The sequence below is a fragment of the Paenibacillus sp. J22P165 genome, from assembly GCF_059692015.1.
In genome coordinates this window covers 479,257-501,973 of record NZ_JCAUAP010000003.1, presented here as the reverse complement: position 1 = coordinate 501,973, position 22,717 = coordinate 479,257, and the positions used below count along the sequence as shown (strand labels likewise).

The window sequence follows — 22,717 nt, the reverse complement described above, 5'->3', positions numbered from 1 at the left end:
GAGGAGAACATGATGAACATTTCCTTACATTTTGAAAAGTTGTCCAAGTTTCCACGCGAAGAAGAACCAAGCACGATTGCTGTTCCATTTGCGGAAGGAATGGTGTCCGATAGCTCCAAGGTTTCTGTTCTAGACGGCAACAAAGTGGTACCGACGCAGTCCCGAGTAACAGCAATGTGGCCTGATGGCTCCGTGAAGTGGCTGCTGCTGCACTTTCTAGCGGATCTTCCAGCGAATCTTGGCAAAACATTTATGATCTCAACGGATTGTGAAACGGTTTCGCCATCGGATCCAGTAGGGATTCAGCAAAGCAATGGATCGGTGGTGATCACCACCGGTGAGTTGGTCGCCGAGTTGTCGGCTCCTGGCCAAACAGGCCTATTCCAATCGTTGAAATGCAAAGATGGTGTACCTACCCATAGCGTAGTAGGGCCGACGCTTCGAGATGTATCGGATCAGGAGTTCGTATGCGAAATCTCCGCGGAAGGCTGGCGTGTGCTCGAATCAGGTCCTGTTCGGTGTTCTATTGAAGCGAAAGGGAAGCATCTCAGTGCTGACGAAAATCGCTGGTTCGATTTCGTAGTGCGGGTCTATGCATTTGCCGGAAAACCGTGGTTGATGATCGATTATCAGATTATCAACAAGGAATCAGCCCAAGAGCAGGTGATTCATGCTGCCGAACTGCGTGTTCAATCTGCGCAGGACGTTCTGCAATCCGAACAGCTTCGACTCGGCATCTCCCGCTTTGGAACGGATAAAAGGTTGTCGAAAAGCGGAGTAAAGGGAGATCATTTATCGTATGCTTTTACGGCCGAATCCTTGAAAAAAGAATTTATCGAAGACATACCAGAAACATTTTGCGGGACATTCTGGGCTGATCTGAGTGAACAGCATCGTGGTGGAATTAGCGTTACGTTGTTCCAGGCACCACAAAACTTGCCTAAATCGTTGGAGGTTACATCCGAAGAAATCAACGTGGGTATCATTCCAGCAGGACACCCCATCACCATGATGCAGGGAATGGCCAAAACTCATCGCTTCTTCCTGCATGTGCATGGAGCGGAAGAGACGTTGGAGCAAGTGAACGTGCGCAGTCTGCAAATGCAGATGCCAGATCATCCAGTACTTGAGCGCGGAGCCTATGAACGGGCGGGAATTATTGAGGCTATCCCAGGCGGTCAATTCATCGACTGGGTCGAGCGTGGATTTTATCGCATGGCGGACGGTCGAGCAAAAACCTTCGGCATGTTGCATTGGGGCGATGCGCCTGACAAGAACTATACGTTCCAAGGCAGAGGCAATGGAGATTGGGTGTGGGTGAACAACGAGTATGACCTCCCGCATGCGATGATGCATTTGTTCGCGAGAACCGGAAAGCGAAGATTCTACGACTACATGCTAAGAGGCGCTGAGCACTGGATGGATGTGGATATTTGCCATTTTAGTGAGGATCCGTTGCGTCAAAATGGGCAAATCATGCATTCAGGCAAGCATGTAACAGGACTTGTGAAAATATGCCATGAATGGGTCGAAGGCCTCCTTGATTATTATCACATGACTGGTGAGCAATCTGCGCTAGCGGCAGCTATTGGGATTGGTGACAACATAACAAGGATCTTAAATACGCCCCGTTATCAAGGTGAGGGAGGCATTGCCGCTAGAGAAAGTGGCTGGGCGCTTCGCAGTCTCGCAGCCTTATATAATGAAACCTATGAAGAGAAATGGCTGGAAGCTGCAGATCGCATTGTTGATCATTTTGAAACGTGGAAAAATAAATTCGGCACATTCTTGTCCCCAGCTACGGATCATACGGTTTACCGGTCAGGCTTCATGATTTGCGTGGCGGTCAACAGCTTGATGCGCTACTATCGCATCCGTCCTCAGGAACGAATCAAACAAATGATCGTGGATGTGATGGACGATTATTTGGAGCATTGTTATGTGAAAGAAACCGGCTTATTTTACTATAAAGAGTTACCTAGTACACAGAAACTGCACAGTAATCCAATTTGTCTAGAGGCGTTGTCCTATGCTTATGAATTTACTGGTGAAGTGAAGTTTTTGGAAGCGGGTCGAGCTACGTTCCGCGAAGGTATTGACATCCGTGGGGGCGAGGGAGAAGGCAGAGAAATCTCTGGTGATGCCCTCATTTTCTGGGGAGATAGTCCGAAAAAGTTTGCGCAATACTACTACCCAATCTTCTATTATTATCAAACAATTTTAAAAACCGACTTTAAGATATAAAACAAACCATTTCGAGGAGAAAACCACAGATGAAACTGTTGCAATTTTACGCGAAGCAAGACCCAAATAAGTTGCAAGTCGGAGTTATGAAAGGTGAGAATACCATTCAAGCGCTTGACGTATCAGGCAGTGCACGAGATGTGATTCGGGGGCTTGCTGTTTCTGGTAAGCGTGCCGAGGAATACCTTGCTGATCTCGCGGAAAACGGCGCTGTGCATGCTTTGGAGGATGTCAAACTAGCTTCACCTATAACGGATCCCGAGAAAATTATTTGCATTGGGCTTAACTACCACGACCATGTCATCGAATCCAATATGCAAGTGCCTAAAGTTCCAGTACTTTTTCCAAAGTACAACAACTGTTTGATTGGACATGAGGATTTTGTGACGATTCCGAGGGAAGTCTCGCAATGTGATTACGAAGTCGAACTGGCCGTCGTCATTGGCAGAACAGCCAAAAGGGTCACAAAAGAAGACGCAATGAATTATGTATTTGGTTATACGGTGTTGAATGATGTCAGTGCTCGTGATATTCAGTTGAACGAGCCACAATGGACGCGAGGGAAAGCAATTGACGGGTTCGCGCCGACAGGTCCGTGGATCGTGACGGCAGATGAAATTGCAAACCCAGGACAACTAAACATCTCGCTGACGTTGAACGGGCAAGTGATGCAGAATTCGAACACGAAGGAATTAATTTTTGATATTCCGCATTTGGTTTCGTTTCTTTCCAATACGATTACGCTCCAACCGGGTGATATCATCAGTACGGGAACTCCGCCTGGCGTTGGTATGGGTAGGAAGCCTCAGGTGTGGTTGAAACCGGGCGATGTTGTCGAAGCAACGGTTGAGAACATTGGTACACTGCGGAATACGTTTGTAGCTGAAAGCTAAACATGAGAGCAGCCTTGGTCCTGGATGTCACCGGACTGAGGCTGTTTCATTTCGGTTAAACAAAGATCAAAGTAAACTTACGATGACAATTTGCCAAAAAACGGTTGACAATATAGGGGTTCGGAGCTAAAATTCTAGACAAAGTGATAACCGAGTAATCTTATTGGATTATAATAATTGATGCTGACGCAGTCGACCGTACTAACGGAGACGTATCGCATGAACGTAATTGTTCATGCCGTACGTCTCTTTTTATTTTGCCATTGGGAGGAAGGTGTCATATGCGTACAACTAGCGGGCAAGCCTGCTGCTCCATCAAGCGAACGGAGCAGATGACCGTCGAGGCGCAAAACACAACTAATTTTATACATTTGGAATCATTCGTACAGCGTACCCAGAAGAAATCGGTTCAAGATGAAGGGTTAATTTACTTGCCCGGAGGCGAATTTTTAATGGGCACCGATGACGCCGAAGGCTTTCCGAATGATGGGGAAGGACCGATTCGAACGGTCGAGCTTTCACCATTCTATCTCGATGCCTGCACGGTTACGAATGAGCAGTTCGCGAAGTTCATCCGACAAACCGGCTATGTAACGGAAGCGGAAAGGTTCGGTTGGTCGTTCGTTTTTCATTTGTTCGTCCCGGATAAAGTACGGGAAACGGACGCAAGGCCGGTGCCGAACGTGCCGTGGTGGCTTGCTGTGAACGGAGCCTGCTGGTTCCGGCCGGAAGGCAGCGGATCTTCGATCGAGGAACGGCTGGATCATCCCGTCGTTCATGTTTCTTGGCATGATGCAACGCAGTATGCCAAATGGGCCGGCAAACGGCTTCCGACGGAAGCCGAGTGGGAGTTTGCGGCTCGTGGAGGCTTGATACAGAAGCGCTACCCTTGGGGCGATCTGCTGAAGCCTGGTAACGAGCATCTATGCAATGTGTGGCAGGGGAAATTTCCTGACAAAAACCATGCCTCAGATGGCTACGCCGGTACCGCACCTGCCCGCTCGTTTCCACCAAATGGGTACGGCTTGTACAACATAGTTGGCAACGTGTGGGAATGGTGCTCCGATTGGTTTACGGCAGCGCCAGACAAGAATAAGAGAAATCCGCGTGGGCCATCTTCCGGCGTAAGCCGATCCATGCGTGGCGGTTCGTACTTGTGCCATAAGTCGTACTGCAACCGCTACAGAGTTGCTGCACGCAGCTCGAATACACCGGATAGTTCAACAGGGAATATAGGGTTTCGCTGTGCGGCAGATGCTTAACATAATGATCAAACGAAAGGAGGTGGTAACACCATGCAAGTAGTTACTGGCAATAAAACAGAGGGAAGAGAGAAGCCAACATGGTTTCACTACCGTTTGCGCAAAGAGATGTGGTGCTGGGCTTTTATCGCGCCGCAGTTGATCTTGTTCCTGTTATTTACGGTGTACCCGATCGCAATGAGCTATGTGTATGCCTTTTTCAATTGGAATGGCTACGGCCCTCTGCGAGATTTCGCAGGATTCGATAATTTCAAGGAGACGCTACTTGATCCGATTTTCTGGAATGCTTTTCGCAACAGTATTATGTTTATGGTTTGTTTGGTAGCCATTCAAGTACCGCTTGCACTGCTCATGGCGCTATTGTTGAATGCAAGTTGGCTCAAAGGAAAGGTGTTTTATCGCACCGTGTACTTCTTACCGGTTGTTACGACCACGGCTGTTGTAGGCTTAGTAATGCGGTTTGCATTCGGCGCTTATAAAGGTCTGGTAAACGAGGTACTCCTGCGACTCGGATGGATTGAACGGCCTGTGGATTGGCTCGGATCGATTGATACGGCACTCGCGATTGTCATCGTAGTTGGCATTTGGAAAACCTTCGGGATGAAGCTTGTGTATTGGTTAGCGGGTATTCAATCTCTGCCCAAAGAATTGTTCGAAGCAGCCCGTATCGACGGAGCCTCCGCTTGGCAATTGTTCCGATTTTTGACGATACCTCTGCTGCTGCCGGTTGGAAGTGTCATTGTGCTGATGTCGGCTGTTAATGCGCTCCATGTATTTGATCTGGTTAAGACGATGACAAATGGCGGCCCAGCCTTCAAAACGGACATGGTCGATGTGTACATCTACCGGTATGCGTTCTCTGGCAATGGGGAAGCCCGGGTAGGCTTCGCCTCCGCAGCGGGAGTTTTATATGGGATTGTGGTCATGCTCATTTCAATTATATTAGGGTTGTTTGTCAAATGGACTGGCGGACGTAAAGCGTCCGGGCGGTTATAGGAGGGACTCATCTTGAAAAGGAAGCTTCTACGCGTGCCGTTATTAGCTTTGCACACTTTGTTGATCGGGATTGGCATCGTCTGGATTTATCCGTTCATTTGGATGATTGCCGCTTCCTTTAAGACAAATAACGAATATATCACCTCAGGCATTACACTATTGCCGCAAAAGCTTCAATTTGCCAATTACAAACGGGCATGGGAGACGGCGCATTTCTCCGTGTATTTCTGGAATACACTGATTGTTACCGTTTCGGTGGTGCTGATCGTGCTCGCGGTGTGCTCCCTAACGGGTTACGCGATTGGGCGTTATCGTTTTCGTGGACGACTGTTTTTTGTAACAGCTGTTACTGCGACGATGTTCATGCCCAAGGGATACACGATTATCCCGGTTTATTCTCTTGTTAACTCACTTGGACTCAACAATTCCCTATGGGGCGTGATTTTGGCTGAGGCAGGCAGCGGACATATCTTGTTCATTTTACTATTCGTTGCCTATTTCCGCGGTCTTCCCAAGGAAATGGAGGAATCGGCAGAGATCGATGGGAGTGGTTTTTTTAGGACATTTGCAAGTATTATGCTGCCGATGGCAAAGCCGATCATTGCAACGACTGCGATCATGCAGTTTATGTGGACGTGGAACGCGTTTCTCATGCCACTCATTTTCACACTTAGCAAGCCCAATTTACGGACGTTAGGTGTGGGGATGTTTCAGTTCGTAGGCGAAAATACGATGGATTGGACGGGAATGGCAGCAGCAGCTAGCATATCTTTGCTCCCTATCCTTGCTGTATTTATTTTACTGCAACGTTATTTTATCGAAGGGGTCTCAGGCGCAATCAAGGGATAAGAAAAGTGTAAGAAAACAATTTTTTATTATATGAGGAGGATGGCTATGAATAAGAAATGGATCAATGGATTGGGCGCTTTGGCTCTAGGGAGTGTTGTGGTGCTCTCAGGTTGCACAAGTAATAACGCTGAGAAGCCAGAACAAACGAAAGAAGTTGGGCAGGAATCGGTTGTCACGGTATGGGGCGGGAGCGATTTCTTGAAGGGGGACGAAAGTCCAGGCCAGCGTATGGTGAAGGAGTTTAATGAAAAAAACAAAGGCCGCATTCGGGTTGAGGCCCGTTACATGCCTTGGGCCGAATACAATTCAGCTGTTCAGGCGGCGGCTACATCCAACGAGCTTCCGGATATTTTTCAAACTCCGCAAAATACAGATATACGTTCCATCGTTGCTAATGGGTGGGCGCTTCCGTATGACGGTCTTCTCTCGGAGGAGTGGAAGAAGCAGTTTATCGCGGGATCCTTCGCCGAAGGTGTGAATGTCATTGATGGCAAAACGTACGCTTGGCCACTCACGGGGCCGCAGTTGAGTTCGATCCTGTACTATAACAAGGATGTGCTGCAAAAAGCTGGGCTTGACCCAGAGAAGCCGCCAACAACTTGGGATGAGCTGCGCAGTATGTCAAACACGATTACGGCCAAGGGCAAAGGCGATGTATTCGGCATCGTATTTGGCGGTGGAGAGACCGGCGATGCTTCAGGCATCAGTAAATTCGTAAGTGCGCTAAGCGCAGGCACTGATCCTCAGGCAGCTGATGGATTTAACTATAAGACCGGGAAATATGAATACAGCTCCAAAGCAACGCTGGATGCTTTTGATTTCTTACTAAAGCTCAAAGCAGACGGTAGTATTTTACCCTCCTCTTTTACATTGAAGAGCACAGAAGCAAGCGTGCTATTCGGCCAAGGCAAGGCAGCTTTTCTAATTGATGGTCGCGCCCGTATGTGGATTGCGAAGAGAGATACGCCAGATGTTAAGCTGGGACTCGCAGCCGTGCCGACGCTTACCGGAAGTAAGCCAACTTATTACTATGTGCAAGCAGCCCCTTCCGGCTATCTTATTTCGGCTAAATCCAAAAATGCGAAAGCCGCAGCGGAGTTTATCGAGAAAGCATTTTCCTCACAGCTATTTTATGAAAAGTACTTAAACAGCGGCGTCGCTTTGACACCAATTAATAGTATCAATGAGAATAAGGCGCTGTATCCATATCCTGAATTCAATTCGTTCTTGAAGCTGCATAAAGAAGAATTGAAGCTTCGCCCAGATTACGCGATTCAAAACCCGCAAACCGCCAAGGTCATCGTGGGTCTCGGAACCCTTTCGCAGCCGAAAATCAAGCCATCATTCAGTGACATTTTGCAATCGGTGTTGACGGGGGCTGAAAAAGATGCGGCACCTTTGCTTAAAGCCTATGATGAAAAATTAAACAAAGGCTTGGACGAGGCTGTGAATAAAGTGAAGTCATCTGGTGTACAAGTGAGCAGAGACGATTTCACCTTCCCTAATTGGCAAGCGGATAAAGACTATACATCGGATGATTATAAGCAATTAGTGAAAAAATAATAGTGTCGGAGTGGAGCTGTTTCTGTGAGCCGCAAGCCTAACATTTTGCTTATTACAAGTGACCAACAGCATTGGAATACGATCGGTGCCTTTCAACCTGAGATTAAGACGCCGAATCTGGACCGTCTAGTCAGGGAAGGAACAACGTTTACTAGAGCCTACTGCCCTAATCCAACGTGTACGCCGACTCGCAGCTCCTTAATAACGGGACAATACCCTAGTCAACATGGTGCATGGACATTGGGGACGAAGCTTTCGGAGAAGGTGCATACGGTCGGTGAAGATTTCCAGAAGGCGGGATATGAAACTGCGCTGATTGGCAAAGCGCATTTCCAACCACTGGTTTCGACGGAGGAATATCCGTCTCTGGAGTCGTATCCGCTGCTTCAGGATTTGGCGTTCTGGAGACAGTTCGACGAGTCGTATTACGGCTTCAAGCATGTAGAGCTTGCCCGCAATCATACGAATGAGGCTCATGCCGGACAGCATTACGCACTATGGTTAGAGGAGAAAGGCTGCACAGAATGGCGTAACTATTTCCTATCGCCGACAGGCACAATGGATCGGAAGCAAGTTCACAAGTGGGCGATTCCGGAAGAATATCATTATGACGCCTGGATCGCTGAACGTACAAATACGCTGCTTGAGCAGTATCAGCAATCCGATCAGCCCTTTTTCTTGTGGGCGAGCTTCTTCGATCCGCATCCGCCTTACCTTGTGCCAGAGCCATGGGACACGATGTACGATCCGAATCAATTGACTCTTCCGAAGCTGCAGCAGGGAGAGCATGCTGCCAATCCGCCGCATTTTCGTCTGGCACAAGAGGAGAAGCCTGATTTTTCCTCATATCGAGAGTCCGGTTTCGGCATGCATGGCTTACGTTCTCACTTGCATAATGAGGAACAGCTTCGCAAGGACATTGCCGTGTACTACGGAATGACGAGTTTAATGGATGCTTATATTGGACGTATTCTCGATAAGCTGGATGAACTTGGGCTTGCAGAGGATACGCTGGTTGTCTTCACGTCAGATCACGGTCATCTGTTCGGGCATCATGGTCTCATTGCCAAAGGTCCATTTCATTATGAGGATCTCATTCGTGTACCGATGATTGCCCGTTACCCCGGTCAAATTCCGGCAGGACGTGTGACGGCTTCAATGCAATCACTCGTTGACTATGCACCGACTCTACTAAGTTACGCTGGCTTACCAATCCCTTCCTCCATGACGGGAGTAAACCAACGGGAGGTTTGGAATGGCAATCAAGAGACTGCCCGTAACCATATCCTTTGTGAGAATCACCATGAACTAACGACCATTCATTTGAAAACATATGTAGATGAGCGTTACAAGCTCACGGTTTACTACAATCAAACATATGGCGAGCTCTTCGATCTTCAGGAGGATCCACAGGAAGTGCGAAACCTATGGGATGAACCGGAGTATGAGGCTTTGAAATCCAACCTGCTGCTGCGATATGCCTGGGCGGAGCTGGGAAAAGAACCGATTTGGATGCCCCGCATCGCCAATGCTTAGTGAGAGAAGACTTGCTATTTTGAAGTGAAAAAGAAGGAGATGAATGGATATGGCAAACACACAAAAAGCTTCACAACCGAATGTTATCGTATTCTTTACGGATCAACAGCGCTGGGATACGACTGGGGTGCACGGTAATCCGCTTGGACTTACGCCTAATTTCGATCGAATGGCGGCACGGGGCACTCATTTATACAATTCGTTTACTTGTCAGCCCGTTTGCGGTCCAGCACGATCGGTGTTTCAGACGGGCTTGTATCCGACGACGACGGGCTGTCATCGTAACTCTATTCCGCTGCCGGAAGGGACGCAGACTCTAGCGCATTATTTCCGAGACGCCGGATACAAAACCGGTTATATCGGAAAGTGGCATCTCGCCAGCGAGAATCCCGTTACAGAGAAGGGACGTGGCGGTTACGAGTATTGGCTTGCGGCGAATGCCTTAGAAATGACATCTGACTCTTACGATGCTGTTGTCTTTAATAATGATAATGAGCGAGTGAAGCTGCCTGGTTATAGAGTTGATGCGTTGACAGATGCAGCGATTCGCTACATCGATCAGGAGAAAGAGAATCCCTTCTTCCTATTCCTTTCCTTTTTGGAGCCGCATCATCAAAATCATCGGGATGACTATCCATCGCCGGACATTTATCAAGAAGCTTACACAGGCAGATGGACCCCTCCTGATTTGGCTGCGCTAGGCGGTACAAGCGCGCAGCATTTGGGCGGTTATTATGGCATGGTGAAACGGATCGATGAAGCACTTGGCCGGTTGTTTGACGCTGTCAAAAGTTTAGGACTCGCTGATAATACCATTATCTTGTTCACGTCCGACCACGCCTGCCATTTCAAAACACGCAACAGCGAGTACAAACGCTCGTGCCATGAAAGCTCTATCCGTGTACCGTCGGCAGTCATCGGCCCCGGCTTCGATAGCGGAGGGCAAATCCGCGAGCTAGTCAGTTTGATTGATCTGCCGCCTACGCTGCTGGAAGCGGCAGGTATTGAGGTACCTGAAGCGATGCAAGGACAATCATTTCTCCCGCTCGTACGTAGAGAAACAGCTAGTTGGCCCGATGATGTTTATGTGCAAATTAGCGAAGCGCAGATTGGCAGAGCAATTCGCACTTCGCGATGGAAATATTCCGTATCGGCTAGAGAACCGATTGGCGATGTACCGACTGCGGATTCCTACGTTGAAGAATTTTTATACGATCTTCAGGCCGATCCATATGAACTAACGAACTTAATAGGCTTCGCATCACATGGAGATGTCACCGCTATTTTGAGAGAGCGACTGCTTCGGAGAATGGAAGCGGCAGGTGAGCCCAAAGCCGAGATTATAGTAGCGCAAAGCAAAAAGAGCGGGCAGCGACGTGTAGCCGACCACGAATCACGTGTGTAAAGAGAGGAGATTGCGTATGAGTAATTCCATCATTATCCTATCAGATGAGCATAACCCGTTGTACTCGTCCGTATACGGACATCCATTTCTGCGTACGCCGAATATGGAGCGGTTGGCGAGCAGAGGTACGGTGTATGAAAACGCCTATTGCCCTTCGCCTCTTTGCAGCCCAAGCCGCAGCGCCTTCTTCACGGGCAAGAGAGTACATGAGCTCCAAAACTACAGCAATTGTAATCTGGCATTACCAACGGATGCTGATTCCTATGGCAAAGTACTAAGTGAACAGGGCGTTCATACGGTCTACTTCGGCAAATCGGATGTATTCGACGATATAGAGCGGTTAGGATTTTCAGAGCTGCATCATACGAAGGAGCGTAAACTGCCAGGAGATCTTAATTTCCATCGCAGACCTCTCGCTATCCGTGAGGGAGCAGCCCAAAGGGCAAACGGTTACGGTGTGAAAGAGGACGCTTTCAACTCGGATCTCAAGATTATGGACGCAGCATTGGCGTGGTTGACGAATGTTGCTCCTACCCTTACAGCGCCATGGAATCTGACGATTAATTTAATTAATCCACATTTCCCGCAATGGAATACGCAAGCTTATTGGGACTTGTATCCGGAAGCGGCCGATCTGCCCCGATACGGTGTTCATGAGGCGAGTGCCAATCATCCGTATGCCAAAGATTTGCGAGAGCATTTTGAAGCAGACCTGTTTACGGAGGAGCAAATTCGCGGACTTCGACGCGGTTATGCAGGCAACGTTGCCTTTATTGACGATCAGCTAGGAAGACTGCTGGATACGGTAGATGCACAGGGGATAGCAGAAACCACCCAGTTGATTTACACCTCGGATCATGGCGAAATGCTAGGGAAATTCGGCATGTGGTGGAAATGTTCCTTGTATGAAGACTCGGTACGCATCCCTTGTATTGGAGCAGGACCGGGGTTCGCGCAGGGCGTTCGGGTAAAGACACCCGTCGATTTGCACGACGTGCAAGCTTCGTTGTTTCACGCTGCTGGTGCAACAAGGCCGGCTGAATGGGCAGGGAACCCACTGCAGCACATCGATCAAGATGACACCGAACGTGTCGTGTTTTCGGAATATCACGGTCATGGTACCCGTTCGGGTGCTTATATGATACGCAAAGGCAGCTGGAAGCTTATTTCCTACATGGAAGCTCCACATCAGCTGTTTCGCCTCGATACAGATCCGGATGAGCTTGATGACGTATATGAGCAGTATCCAGAGAAAGCTTCAGAGCTTGATGCGGAGCTGCGGCGAATATGTTCGCCGGAAACGGAGAATGAGAAAGCGCATCAGTTCCAAGATAGGCAGATGGAGCTGCTTGAGCGCTTTATAGCACGATAATAGTTCTTTGCGAAGGAGCGGAGCGGATGAAAGAATATGGCCATGAATTTGCCGAATATCTGTACCACACGCCTTCCGAATTCGAGAAGAACGGAGGCTTATGGATCATTCGAGCCGGGCAGAACAGGGCAAAGCCCAACTACTCGGTTGGTCCTAAAGTCATTGAATGTTATTCTGTGCATGCCGTAATTAGTGGAAGTGTTACGCTCATCCATGGTAACGGAACGGTTCAACTGCGCAAAGGAGATCTGTTCTGTCTGTATCCTGGACAGCGATACAGCTATCAGCTGGCTGAAGCCGAAGACGAGCAGCAGTTGAAGATGTATTGGCTGGCTTTCCAAGGCAATCAAGCCGGCCCTTTTCTAGATCGAATTGGCTTCAGTAAAGAGGAGCCCTATGTTAAGCAGCGGTGGATGCCGGAGCATGCGCAGACGATGAACCGAATTCATAGCATGCTTCGAGACCGCACCGAGTATGACGAAGTGATGCTGCAGCTGAAACTATATCAGCTGCTCGAGTCACTCATTGCCAAGACGGATGAGCAGGCGAAGAGTCAGGTGAATATCGATTGGCTGGAGCGATGTAAACAGTACATGGATACACATTACATGGAAGGCATCGGCGTAACGAATGTTGCCACAATTGCTGGTGTCCATCGCTCCCATCTCTATCAAGAGTGTATCCGCGTTCTCGGCTTTAGTCCGATGCAATATTTAATTAAATTGCGTATGGAGAAAAGCATAGAACTGTTGAAAGACGGTGAGTTCAATGTTACGGACATCGCACTATCGATCGGTTACCCAGATGTGTACTCGTTCTCGCGGGCGTTCAGCAGATACTATGGAATGTCTCCGACACAATACCAATCAGGTGCACGGACAGGGATCCATAAATAAATGATGATCTTTTAGTGTTCATTTTGCTAAGGATGAATGGGTGAAACCTTTGATCTATAGGTCATTTCAGGAGACAAAATGCTAAATCTAGGGAATCAAAATGACATTTACCATTGGTACCTAGATCCGTTAAACTGATAGTAATAATTCCAAGTAGATTACTATGCTTTATCGGTTGCCTTGGTACAGGAGGATTGAGCATGAAAGAGAAACTGAAAGTTGGCGTGATTGGGATCGGCCAAGTAGCTGCCATTCATTTGGAAGCCTATTGCACCCATCCTGAAGTGGAAATTGTCGCTCTGTGTGATATTGTCTACGAAAAAGCAAAGCGATCGGCACTTGAGTTGCATGTACCAAGGGTATATACCGACTATCGTGAGCTTATCAAGCAGGAGGATATCGACTTTATTGATATCTGCACACCGAATGCCTTTCATGCTCGCATTGCAATTGAAGGCTTGCTTGCGGGTAAACACGTGTTTACCGAGAAGCCGGATGCCATCGATGTGGAAGAAGCACGGCAAATGGCGAAGGCTGCCAGCCAGTCAGGCAAACATCTCATGGCCATGCGTAATAATCGATTTGCGCCAGGCGTACAGTTTCTTAAACGATTCATTGATCAAGGCCAGTTAGGTGAAGCGTATACGGGGCGTTGTGGTTGGCTGCGTCGACGTGGAATTCCTGGCAAAGGCGGTTGGTTCACAACAAGGGAGATATCCGGCGGTGGGCCGCTTATCGATTTGGGCGTACACTTCATTGATGTCGCCATATGGCTAATGGGTAATCCGAAGCCGGTCAGCGTAGTTGGCGCAACTTATACCAAATTTGCCGAAACAAGCTTGTCGGATTCCATTCATAGTGGATATGGCGAGAAGAAAGAAGATGGCGTGTATGATGTTGAGGATTTGGCTTCTGGCTATATTCGTTTCCAGAACGGAGCGACGCTGCAGCTTGAATTTAGTTGGGCCTCAAATGTAGAGCAGGAGGAGTCATTCGTTGAGTTGCGTGGAACCAAAGCAGGGTTCTCGCTGCGCAAGGGAGAGGTGAAGTTGTTCTCGGAAATCGCAGACACGATGTGCACGACCATTCCTGATTTATCTAAAGCAAAGACAGGCGGGAATCATGCCAAGCATCTCCATCATTTTATCGATGTCCTGCAAGGGAGAGCGGAGCCGATTATACGTCCAGAGCATGGCGTCGACATGATCCGTATTTTATGCGCGTTGTATGAATCTGCACGTGTGGGTAGAGAAGTCAGGCTGGATGAGGAGAGAGGGGAGAGCCTTGAAACAGAAATTCGCTATTCAACTGCATACGGTACGGAAAGAGTTTGAGCAGGATTATGCAGGCGTACTAAGGGAATTGGCCGCTATGGGCTGGGCTGGTGTTCAGACTGCCCAGTTGTACAATCATGATCCGCGTGAAATCGCAGCCGTATTAGCTGAGACAGGTCTTCGCGTTGCAGGCATGCACGTCGGTTACGAGAGGCTCAGCAAACAGCTGGATAAAGTGATAAGTGAAGCAGAAATGTTCAACACGCGTGACCTCATATGCCCGGCGCTGCCCCCAAGATTACGCAATGAACAAGGATTTCGGGAGGCGAAGTCAGTCTTAAATGAAATTGCTCATAAAGGGAAGGAAAAAGGTCTGCGCATTCATTATCATAACCATACTTATGAGTTTGAAACGCGTATGGATGGGGGATCTGCGCTATCCTATCTGTGTGATACAACCGACGGAAGTCATATTTATGCAGAGCCGGATGTGTATTGGGTAAAGAAGAGCGGGATTGACCCTTTGACTTTCATTCAGCAGTACCCTCATCGCATACCTTATATTCACTTAAAAGATATGACGCCAGGGGACAATCCGGAATTCACGGAGATTGGAACAGGCATCATTGATTTCAAGCCTATCCTTATGTGGGGCGAGAAACACGGCATTGAATGGTACGTAGTCGAGCAGGATCAATGTAAAGGGTCGGCAATGGACAGTGTAGCTGTCAGCTATACACAGTTAATACGCCTTTCGCAGGATTAAATCCGACTATTCGCATAAGCATTTACGTAAAAATGCATAAGTCCATTAGTAAAGGAGGGGGACAGGTGGGCAAACCCAATATTTTGATTTTCATGACCGATCAACAGCAGGCCGGCGTTATTACCCGAGATCATCCTTGTCAGATGCCGAATGTTCAAGCTTTAGCCAATGATGGCCTAATGTTCACGCGTGTCTATACGACCATGACGCACTGCTGTCCTTCCCGTGCCTCCTTCATGACGGGAAAATATCCTTCCCAGCATGGCATCCATAATAATGTGAGCAATGCTGCTGCGCTGCGTCGTGGGCTTTTTCCAGGCGTTACGACATTCTCAGAAGGTCTCAAGTCTGCTGGATACCAGCTTTATTTTTCAGGTAAATGGCATATTTCAGCGGAAGAAAATCCTGCAGATCGGGGCTGGGAAGAGCTTCTTGTAACAGCGGGAATGGACGCGGTGATGGGTCTTACCATAGACGATTGGCGGGAAAAAGACATGGTCCAGTATGGACCGAGGCAGCAGGGGGAAATTGCAAGGCCTGGTTGGGGCAATTACAAGCTCTATGGTACTTCGCAAGTGGAATACGAGGATACAAGAGACTATCGGGTGGTACAACGTGCAGTTGAGCAGTTGGATAAACTTACAAAAGATGAGACACCATGGTGCATGTATGTAGGGGTAACGGGGCCTCATGATCCTTTTCAAATTCCTGAAAGATATGCACGCATGTACGATCCGTCCCTTATTCCGCTTCCGCCGAATTACAACGATTCGCTTCAAAATAAGCCGGCCATTTACCGGCGGATGCGTAAAATTTGGGATCAACTTTCAGAGGATGAAGTCAAAGAATCGATTAGTCATTACTGGGGTTATTGCACCATGGTTGACGATCTGTTCGGAGAAGTCCTTGAGGCGTTGGAGCGAACTGGTCAAGCTGAGGATACGTTAGTGGTCTTCTTATCTGATCATGGTGAAAATGTTGGAGCACACGGCTTGTATTTAAAAGGAATCAGTCCGTTCGAGGAAACATACAGACTGCCTTGCGTGCTACGCTGGCCTAACGGAATCGCACGGCCGGGGAGGGAGATCGATGCGCTGACAAGCATTATGGATTTTGCACCGACCTTCTTGGACATAGCAGACGCAAGTAGGTACATTGCAGCGGATACGAAGGGACTTAGCTTGACGAGATGGTTTGACGGCGAGGAGCCGGAAACATGGAGGGAAGCTTTGTTTACACAATGCAACGGAGTAGAAGTGTACTACATGCAAAGGATCGTCCGAACGAAACGGTATAAGCTGGTATATAATCCAACGGATTGCGATGAGTTGTACGATTTGCAGGAAGATCCTCACGAGCTTAGCAATATCGCGAATGAACCAGAGATGCAGGAACTGAAACGATCTTTGTTTATGGCGATGTGGAGAGAAGCTGCGGATGCGGGGGATTTTATTTTTAACCAATATCCGACGGTAGCTTTAGCGGAATGGGGCCCGGCGTGCGCCATTGGAACAAACCGTACACAAGATTTATGAGAGGAGTAAACGGAATGAGAGCGAGCAAATGGTTACATGTAGGACTCACAGCTGTATTAGGTATCGGAGCCTTGACGGGCTGCTCCAGCGGTAGCAAAGAGAACTCAGCTACGGCAGTTGGCGGAAGCGCACAAGAGCCTGTATCGATTAAAGTGATGACCATCCATTATGAGGATCAGCCTCCAATGGAAGGTAATCAGGCGAAAGCATATATCGAAAAGAAGCACAATGTGAAGCTTTCCATGGAACTGGTGCCGGCCTCAACCTATGACGAGAAGCTGAATGTTACGATGGCAAGCTTGGACCAGTATGACTTAATCCTTTTGAAATCAGGGATCAAGGACCCTAAATTTGAAAAATTAGCAAGACAGGGCGCATTCTACGATCTGACATCCTTGGTCAAAGGGAAAAAGAATTTGGACCAAAACATTCCCGAAACGGCATGGAAAGCTTCCAGTGTTAATCAGAAAATTTATGCGATTCCTCGACCGCAATACGCCTATGGGAATGGTTCAGCCAATATTATTATGCGTAAGGACTGGCTTGACCGTTATGGCCTCACCGTACCAAAAACCATCGATGAATTGACGAATGCCTTGCGGGTATTCCGTGATAAGGACCCGGTAGGTGGCGGGAAAACGATTCCTTTTGTCACGTTTGCTGCACAGGCAGATGATGCAAAGTCTGTTTTCGGCGGAATGGCACCTGTTAAGTTTGCATTTGGCATGCCGAATAACTACCGAATTGAAAATGATAAGGCTGTTTACGCCTTGGAGACGAAGGAATATAAAGATTATTTGGATTGGCTGAAGCAGGCATGGAGCGAGAAGCTAATTAATAAAGACGCGACACTGCTTAAGAATCAACAAAACAAAGATAAATTCCTTGCAGGTGAAGCGGGAGCGCTTGTGTACCATGTAGGTTTGCTAGGCAGCAACAACTATGACAAGCTCAAGACGGTAGACCCGAAGGCTGAAATGGTTGTTTTACCTACGATTGAAGGTCCTGGCGGGAAGAAAGGCGTTAATCAAAGCTTGGGCTTCTTCGGATCCTGGGTGATTCCTTCAACGGTATCGAAGGAAAAAGCGGAGCGCATTGTAGAATTTTTGAATGCCCAAGCGGCTCCGGAATACGAGTATTACCGCAATGGCGGGATCAAAGGCGTTCATTCCACGGATATTAAAGATGGCATTGTTAGTCGTACACCAGAACAGGAGAAGCTTAGCGAGAAAGAGAAGCCCTCGACTTTTCTGCTGTTATGGCCACTCGATCCTTATAACTATGCTAATTCAACGGACCCGCAGGTGAACAAGTTACAACGTAGTATTCTGGACAGCTTCAAAACAATCGGCGTACTAGATACGTTCTCTGGATTGATCTCGCCTACGGACCAGAAAAATCCAGATCATGAGAAGAAGGTCGATGCGTCCGCGATCAAATATGTGACAGGGCAAGCTGGATGGGATGTTGTGCAAAAAGAAATTGCGACTTGGCAACAGAATAGCGGTAATCAGATTGGTAAAGAGCTATTGGAGCTGTATAAGCAGTAGATAGGCTAACTTAGTTAAAGAGAGGTATAAGCTAATGGCAGTAAAGTGGAGAAGTTATGCATGGCTCTATGCGTTGGCCGCTCCGGGTATCATCTATTTCTTAGTCTTTCATTACTTTCCAATGTGGGGCGTATGGATTGCCTTTCAGGATTACAGCCCATTTTTGGGAGTTTTTAAAAGCGAGTGGGTAGGTTTGGAGCACTTTCGTAACTTTCTGACCCATGATGATTTTCCTCTCTTGTTGAAGAATACATTGCTTCTAAGTTTGTATCATTTGTTTTTTTATTTTCCATTCGTACTTTTCATTGCTATCATGCTAAATGAACTTCGGTGGTTGATTTATAAACGGCTGATTCAAACAATCTTGTACCTGCCGCATTTCATTTCCTGGGTAATTATAGCGGGCATGACATTGGTGTTCTTCGGTCCTTCCGGTGTCATCAACCATTATGTAGGTAACGGAGAAGGCATTCCTTTTCTCGTTAGCAATGAATGGTTTCGCTCCATGATGGTGATGCAGCATATATGGAAGGATCTAGGCTGGGGGACGATTATTTTTCTTGCCGCCATAGCCGGGGTAAACCCTGAACTATTCGAAGCGGCTAAAGTGGATGGTGCTGGGCGTTGGCGTCGCATTTGGCATGTTACACTGCCTGGTATTCGCAGCACGATTGTCATCTTGCTCTTGCTGCGTCTAGGACATTCCCTGGAATCCAACTTCATGCAAATTTTTCTAATGTCCAACGCCATGAATTTAGACGTATCCGATGTGTTCGATCTCTATGTCTACCGTGTCGGACTACTTGGTGGGGATTATAGCTTTGCCACAGCAGCGGGACTATTTAAATCGATTGTTGGTTTGATACTCGTATTATTGGCTAATAAAGCTGCCAAATCGATGGGGGAGGAAGGGGTATTTTGAATAGACAAACCTCCCTTTTTGATGTCGGCAATGCCGCTATGTTTCTCCTGCTAGGTTTAGGGGTAGTGATTCCATTTCTATACATGCTGGCGGTTTCGCTCAGCTCCACGCTGGAATCGGCAGGTGGGCATTTATATTTCATTCCTAAAGACATCATGCTGGATGCCTACCGGTACCTTTTTTCTACGAATCGATTTATACGCTCATTAGGTAACTCGGTCTATCTCACTGTCGTAGGTACGCTCATTAATTTGTTCGTTTCCATTACGCTCTCTTACGCTCTGTCCAAGAAGAAGTTGCCGGGTCGCCGCACGATGCTGATGTTTGTATTCATTACCATGCTGTTCGGAGGCGGGTTGATTCCTCACTATTTATTGATCAAGTCGCTTGGTTTAATGAATACGTATTGGGCTTTACTGCTGCCGGGAGCTACCAATGCGTTCACCGTACTTGTCATGAAGACGTTCTTTCAAAATTTACCGGAAAGCTTAGATGAAGCTGCGCGCATCGATGGGGCAGGCGAGATTCGCATTTTATTTTCTATTATTTTGCCGCTATCCAAGCCGATTCTGGCGACCTTCTCACTGTTCTTCATGGTTCATCATTGGAATGAATTCTTTGCAGCCGTGATTTATCTGAGCGATGCCAGCAAATGGCCGATTCAGGTATTATTGCGTCAAATGGTTGTAGGAGGAACCGCTGAAGTTGGATCCCAAAGTTCACTGGAGGTAGAGATGGCCACGTCGATCGGGGAAAATGTGAAAATGGCGGCGATTCTGGTGGCTATGCTGCCTATTGTGGCTGTCTATCCTTTTTTGCAGAAATATTTTGCAAAAGGTGCGCTCATCGGATCCATTAAAGAGTGAACGGTGCTGCTTACCATTTTATAGACAAAATGATAAAGTCAAACCAACCTTTTTGCTATCCCCTCTTTTTCAAAAAGAAGTTATGATGTTTAAAACCAAGTAAACAACTTTGATAAGTTGTATATAAGGTGATAAACTGAAGAGGTGAATAGGATGAATAAGAAAAGAATTTGGTCCACCGCATTGCTTACGCTCGCTGCAGTTACATTGGCTTTCGGAGGGAAACCGCTAGGTAAAACGAACACCGCCCACGCTACAGTCAATCTAACTAACTGGAACCCGGGACATTTTCTATTGGCGAACGATAAGCTTTCCATTAGTAATGGGGAGTATGATACCTGGTTAACCCAGAAAAGCACGGACGGCACACCAATATTCAGGGGCATTCAAAAGAAATATAATTGGAATGAACTTGAAGTTCCTCATTCATCTCAACCTGGCCAATTCGTTTATGATTTCTCCGAAATTCAAGCGGATTTGAACCACCTTACGAGCTTGACGGACTCGAATGGCATTGCTGTTCCTTCCAAATTGGTTATTCAGCTTCAAACCAAAGCATTCGGTGAGGGGGAAACAGCGACTCCTGCTTATATCCAAGGCAGTTACTATGGCGGTGGGGTGTATGAGACAGCCACTGGATCCTATAATCCGATTCGTTGGAATGATCATGTACGCGATCGAATCAAGGCGCTGTATGCCGCACTTGGAACGAGTTTTAACGGAAACAGCACGTTGGAATCGGTGATTTTATCAGAAACGGCTCAGTCCCAACAACCAGCAAATATTAACAGCCAAAGCATTTCGCCAGCCTTTGATTATACCGTATATGCCAATGCAATCAGCGACGAAATTGTCGCGCTCAAAGCTGCATTCCCGAATACGGTAACCATTCAATTCACCAACTTTCCGCAACAAAGTCTTAGCGGAATTTTTGCAGCGGAACGTACGCATGGCGTTGGTTCTGGAGGTCCAGACATTAAAGCCTATTCCGCGATTAACACTAGCTTAATCGGAACCAATAACGCGCCTGGCGCTTATGCCTATTATGCGAATGCCTGGAATTACAGCAGCGTTCAAGGACAGACACTAGCAGGCATCGTCCCACTAGGGACAGCTGTACAGTCTGCGGATTATTTTCAAGATGATGCCAAAACGATCCCTGCCAATATCAGTGATTTGTATAACTTCGGGCACGACAAGTTGAATCTGAATTATATATACTGGTTATATAACGCGAAACGAATCAATGATGTGGTTAACTTTTTGAAAACGAAAGTAACCTCAACAGACAAAGCGGGTGGATTGTATACGACGCTTCCGACAGCTTATCAATAAAGCTAGTGCTCTTCCTCTGTGTGTCAGGGGGAGAGCTTTTTATGATAGAGGGACTCAACTAACCTATACGCACAAAGGAGCTTATTCGTTTGGAAACGATAACTAGGAAACAGCATGCCTTAACACCCACCCCTCCGATGGGCTGGAATAGTTTTGATTGTTATGGTTGCGCGGCATCTGAGGCGGTGCTGCTTGAGAATTTGGAAGTGATGGCTGCGCGATTGAAGGCCGCTGGCTATGACTATTTCGTCGTCGACAATGGTTGGTTTGCTGAATATGACATAGAGCCGGGTCACCAATTTCCAACAGCTAAGCATGCACTTGATGTTCGTATAGACGCATATGGACGGTACTTACCTTCCAATTGTTATTTCCCGAACGGGCTGCAGCCCTTGATTGATCGTACACATGAACTGGGGCTCAAGTTCGGTATTCATATCATGCGTGGTATTTCCCGCAAAGCCGTCGAAAGGAACCTGCCGATTTACGGTACGTCTTATCGGGCTGCAGACATTGCCAATACGGCGGATACCTGTGCATGGTGCCATTATAACTATGGGATTGATATGGATAAGCCTGGGGCTCAACAATTTTATAACGCTTGGATCAGTCAGCTCGCCGATTGGGGTGTAGATTTCATCAAAGCGGATGATATTACTGGTTTTCCACGTGAGATCGAAGCGATTGTTAAAGCGATCGAGCAATGCGGACGCGATATCGTTCTGAGCCTTTCACCAGGGGGCCAAACGGTCATTGAACAAATAGGCACGTATAGCCTCGCCAATATGCTGCGGACAACCAAAGATGTCTGGGACAATCAACGTGATATTGACAAGGCATTCGACAAGTGGCTGGAATTTCATGATGTTCGTCAGGAAGGATTTTGGCTGGATATGGATATGATTCCTTTCGGGCATCTCTGTGTGTGGAGACCGGAAGAGAAACAGCAAGCGGAATCTAACGTATCTTCGCAGGAAGAGTTTTTTATCGGAAAAGGAAGTGAACGGATGAGCGGGCTAAACCGGAGCCAAATGCTGACCTTTATTACGATGAGGGCTCTTGCTGCTTCTCCATTATTCATGGGAGGTGCACTTCCCACAACGGATGAGTTTTCATTTGAATTACTTACGAATTCCGATATGATTGCTTGCAATCAAAACGGTGTCATGGGAACTAGGGTTTATCATAACGAGGGAATCGAGGCATGGTCTACTCGGAAAAAAGACAGTTTCAACGAGGGATGGATAGGTGTTTTTAACCGAACGGGAGAGCAGAAGTCGGTTGCGATTACACTGCAAGAGCTCGCATTGCCGCATGATCCTGGCTTTCTTTTGCGGAATATTTGGGAAGAACCTGCAATGAACTACGACGGGACTTCCATAGAAACGCAGATTGATGCCAATGGCGTATTGTTTATCCATTTTATCGGGGGAAAATGAGGTAGCTTTCAATT

Annotated in this window: 18 protein-coding genes; all 18 read left to right on the top strand. The window is 47.5% G+C overall.

The genetic code is table 11. The features are described from left to right. The first annotated feature begins 9 nt into the window (after positions 1-9). Positions 10-2,244 carry an RIFT barrel domain-containing protein gene (locus AC58QM_RS09895; protein ID WP_497283455.1) on the top strand — a complete coding sequence of 745 codons (2,235 nt, stop codon included), beginning with the start codon at positions 10-12 and terminating at the stop codon, positions 2,242-2,244. 29 nt (positions 2,245-2,273) lie between these two features. Beyond that, positions 2,274-3,137 (top strand): fumarylacetoacetate hydrolase family protein, encoded by an 864-nt coding sequence (locus tag AC58QM_RS09890; protein WP_497283454.1) that lies wholly within the window; start codon positions 2,274-2,276, stop codon positions 3,135-3,137. Between the two features lie 281 nt (positions 3,138-3,418). Continuing rightward, the gene (locus tag AC58QM_RS09885) at positions 3,419-4,399 is read left to right on the top strand and encodes a formylglycine-generating enzyme family protein (protein WP_497283453.1); all 981 of its coding nucleotides are present in this window, start codon (positions 3,419-3,421) and stop codon (positions 4,397-4,399) included. A 33-nt stretch (positions 4,400-4,432) separates the two neighbouring features. After that, complete coding sequence (locus AC58QM_RS09880) at positions 4,433-5,395, top strand: carbohydrate ABC transporter permease (protein ID WP_497283451.1); 963 nt, start codon at positions 4,433-4,435, stop codon at positions 5,393-5,395. A 12-nt stretch (positions 5,396-5,407) separates the two neighbouring features. After that, a complete protein-coding gene (locus AC58QM_RS09875) occupies positions 5,408-6,244 on the top strand; it encodes a carbohydrate ABC transporter permease (RefSeq protein WP_497283449.1) in 837 nt (278 codons plus the stop codon). A 45-nt stretch (positions 6,245-6,289) separates the two neighbouring features. Then, positions 6,290-7,807 carry an ABC transporter substrate-binding protein gene (locus AC58QM_RS09870; protein ID WP_497283447.1) on the top strand — a complete coding sequence of 506 codons (1,518 nt, stop codon included), beginning with the start codon at positions 6,290-6,292 and terminating at the stop codon, positions 7,805-7,807. A 24-nt stretch (positions 7,808-7,831) separates the two neighbouring features. Further along, positions 7,832-9,343, top strand: coding sequence for a sulfatase family protein (locus AC58QM_RS09865; protein ID WP_497283445.1), 1,512 nt, complete (start codon positions 7,832-7,834; stop codon positions 9,341-9,343). A 49-nt stretch (positions 9,344-9,392) separates the two neighbouring features. Beyond that, positions 9,393-10,748, top strand: coding sequence for a sulfatase family protein (locus AC58QM_RS09860; protein WP_497283444.1), 1,356 nt, complete (start codon positions 9,393-9,395; stop codon positions 10,746-10,748). A gap of 16 nt (positions 10,749-10,764) precedes the next feature. After that, positions 10,765-12,120, top strand: a complete 1,356-nt coding sequence (locus AC58QM_RS09855) for a sulfatase family protein (RefSeq protein WP_497283442.1) — start codon at positions 10,765-10,767, stop codon at positions 12,118-12,120. Between the two features lie 26 nt (positions 12,121-12,146). After that, on the top strand, positions 12,147-13,016 hold the full coding sequence (locus AC58QM_RS09850; RefSeq protein ID WP_497283440.1) for an AraC family transcriptional regulator: 870 nt from the start codon (positions 12,147-12,149) through the stop codon (positions 13,014-13,016). A 200-nt stretch (positions 13,017-13,216) separates the two neighbouring features. Then, complete coding sequence (locus AC58QM_RS09845; RefSeq protein WP_497283439.1) at positions 13,217-14,350, top strand: Gfo/Idh/MocA family protein; 1,134 nt, start codon at positions 13,217-13,219, stop codon at positions 14,348-14,350. After that, the gene (locus tag AC58QM_RS09840) at positions 14,301-15,056 is read left to right on the top strand and encodes a sugar phosphate isomerase/epimerase family protein (RefSeq protein ID WP_497283437.1); all 756 of its coding nucleotides are present in this window, start codon (positions 14,301-14,303) and stop codon (positions 15,054-15,056) included. Before AC58QM_RS09845 ends, AC58QM_RS09840 begins: the two co-directional genes overlap by 50 nt. Before the next feature lie 65 nt (positions 15,057-15,121). Beyond that, on the top strand, positions 15,122-16,591 hold the full coding sequence (locus AC58QM_RS09835) for a sulfatase family protein (protein ID WP_497283436.1): 1,470 nt from the start codon (positions 15,122-15,124) through the stop codon (positions 16,589-16,591). A 14-nt stretch (positions 16,592-16,605) separates the two neighbouring features. Beyond that, a complete protein-coding gene (locus tag AC58QM_RS09830; protein ID WP_497283435.1) occupies positions 16,606-18,141 on the top strand; it encodes a type 2 periplasmic-binding domain-containing protein in 1,536 nt (511 codons plus the stop codon). A gap of 34 nt (positions 18,142-18,175) precedes the next feature. Further along, complete coding sequence (locus AC58QM_RS09825; protein ID WP_497283434.1) at positions 18,176-19,063, top strand: ABC transporter permease; 888 nt, start codon at positions 18,176-18,178, stop codon at positions 19,061-19,063. Next, entirely contained in the window at positions 19,060-19,929 is an 870-nt protein-coding gene (locus AC58QM_RS09820) for a carbohydrate ABC transporter permease (RefSeq protein ID WP_497283432.1), read from the top strand. Before AC58QM_RS09825 ends, AC58QM_RS09820 begins: the two co-directional genes overlap by 4 nt. Before the next feature lie 153 nt (positions 19,930-20,082). Further along, entirely contained in the window at positions 20,083-21,264 is a 1,182-nt protein-coding gene (locus AC58QM_RS09815) for a hypothetical protein (protein ID WP_497283431.1), read from the top strand. Between the two features lie 89 nt (positions 21,265-21,353). Further along, entirely contained in the window at positions 21,354-22,703 is a 1,350-nt protein-coding gene (locus AC58QM_RS09810) for a glycoside hydrolase family 27 protein (protein ID WP_497283429.1), read from the top strand. Positions 22,704-22,717 lie beyond the last annotated feature (14 nt).

Bases quoted from the DNA above. Each gene is read 5' to 3' on its own strand.
- AC58QM_RS09895 (WP_497283455.1), top strand. From the start codon at position 10: ATGATGAACATTTCCTTACATTTTGAAAAGTTGTCCAAGTTTCCACGC.
- AC58QM_RS09890 (WP_497283454.1), top strand. From the start codon at position 2,274: ATGAAACTGTTGCAATTTTACGCGAAGCAAGACCCAAATAAGTTGCAA.
- AC58QM_RS09885 (WP_497283453.1), top strand. From the start codon at position 3,419: ATGCGTACAACTAGCGGGCAAGCCTGCTGCTCCATCAAGCGAACGGAG.
- AC58QM_RS09880 (WP_497283451.1), top strand. From the start codon at position 4,433: ATGCAAGTAGTTACTGGCAATAAAACAGAGGGAAGAGAGAAGCCAACA.
- AC58QM_RS09870 (WP_497283447.1), top strand. From the start codon at position 6,290: ATGAATAAGAAATGGATCAATGGATTGGGCGCTTTGGCTCTAGGGAGT.
- AC58QM_RS09860 (WP_497283444.1), top strand. From the start codon at position 9,393: ATGGCAAACACACAAAAAGCTTCACAACCGAATGTTATCGTATTCTTT.
- AC58QM_RS09855 (WP_497283442.1), top strand. From the start codon at position 10,765: ATGAGTAATTCCATCATTATCCTATCAGATGAGCATAACCCGTTGTAC.
- AC58QM_RS09850 (WP_497283440.1), top strand. From the start codon at position 12,147: ATGAAAGAATATGGCCATGAATTTGCCGAATATCTGTACCACACGCCT.
- AC58QM_RS09845 (WP_497283439.1), top strand. From the start codon at position 13,217: ATGAAAGAGAAACTGAAAGTTGGCGTGATTGGGATCGGCCAAGTAGCT.
- AC58QM_RS09830 (WP_497283435.1), top strand. From the start codon at position 16,606: ATGAGAGCGAGCAAATGGTTACATGTAGGACTCACAGCTGTATTAGGT.
- AC58QM_RS09825 (WP_497283434.1), top strand. From the start codon at position 18,176: ATGGCAGTAAAGTGGAGAAGTTATGCATGGCTCTATGCGTTGGCCGCT.
- AC58QM_RS09815 (WP_497283431.1), top strand. From the start codon at position 20,083: ATGAATAAGAAAAGAATTTGGTCCACCGCATTGCTTACGCTCGCTGCA.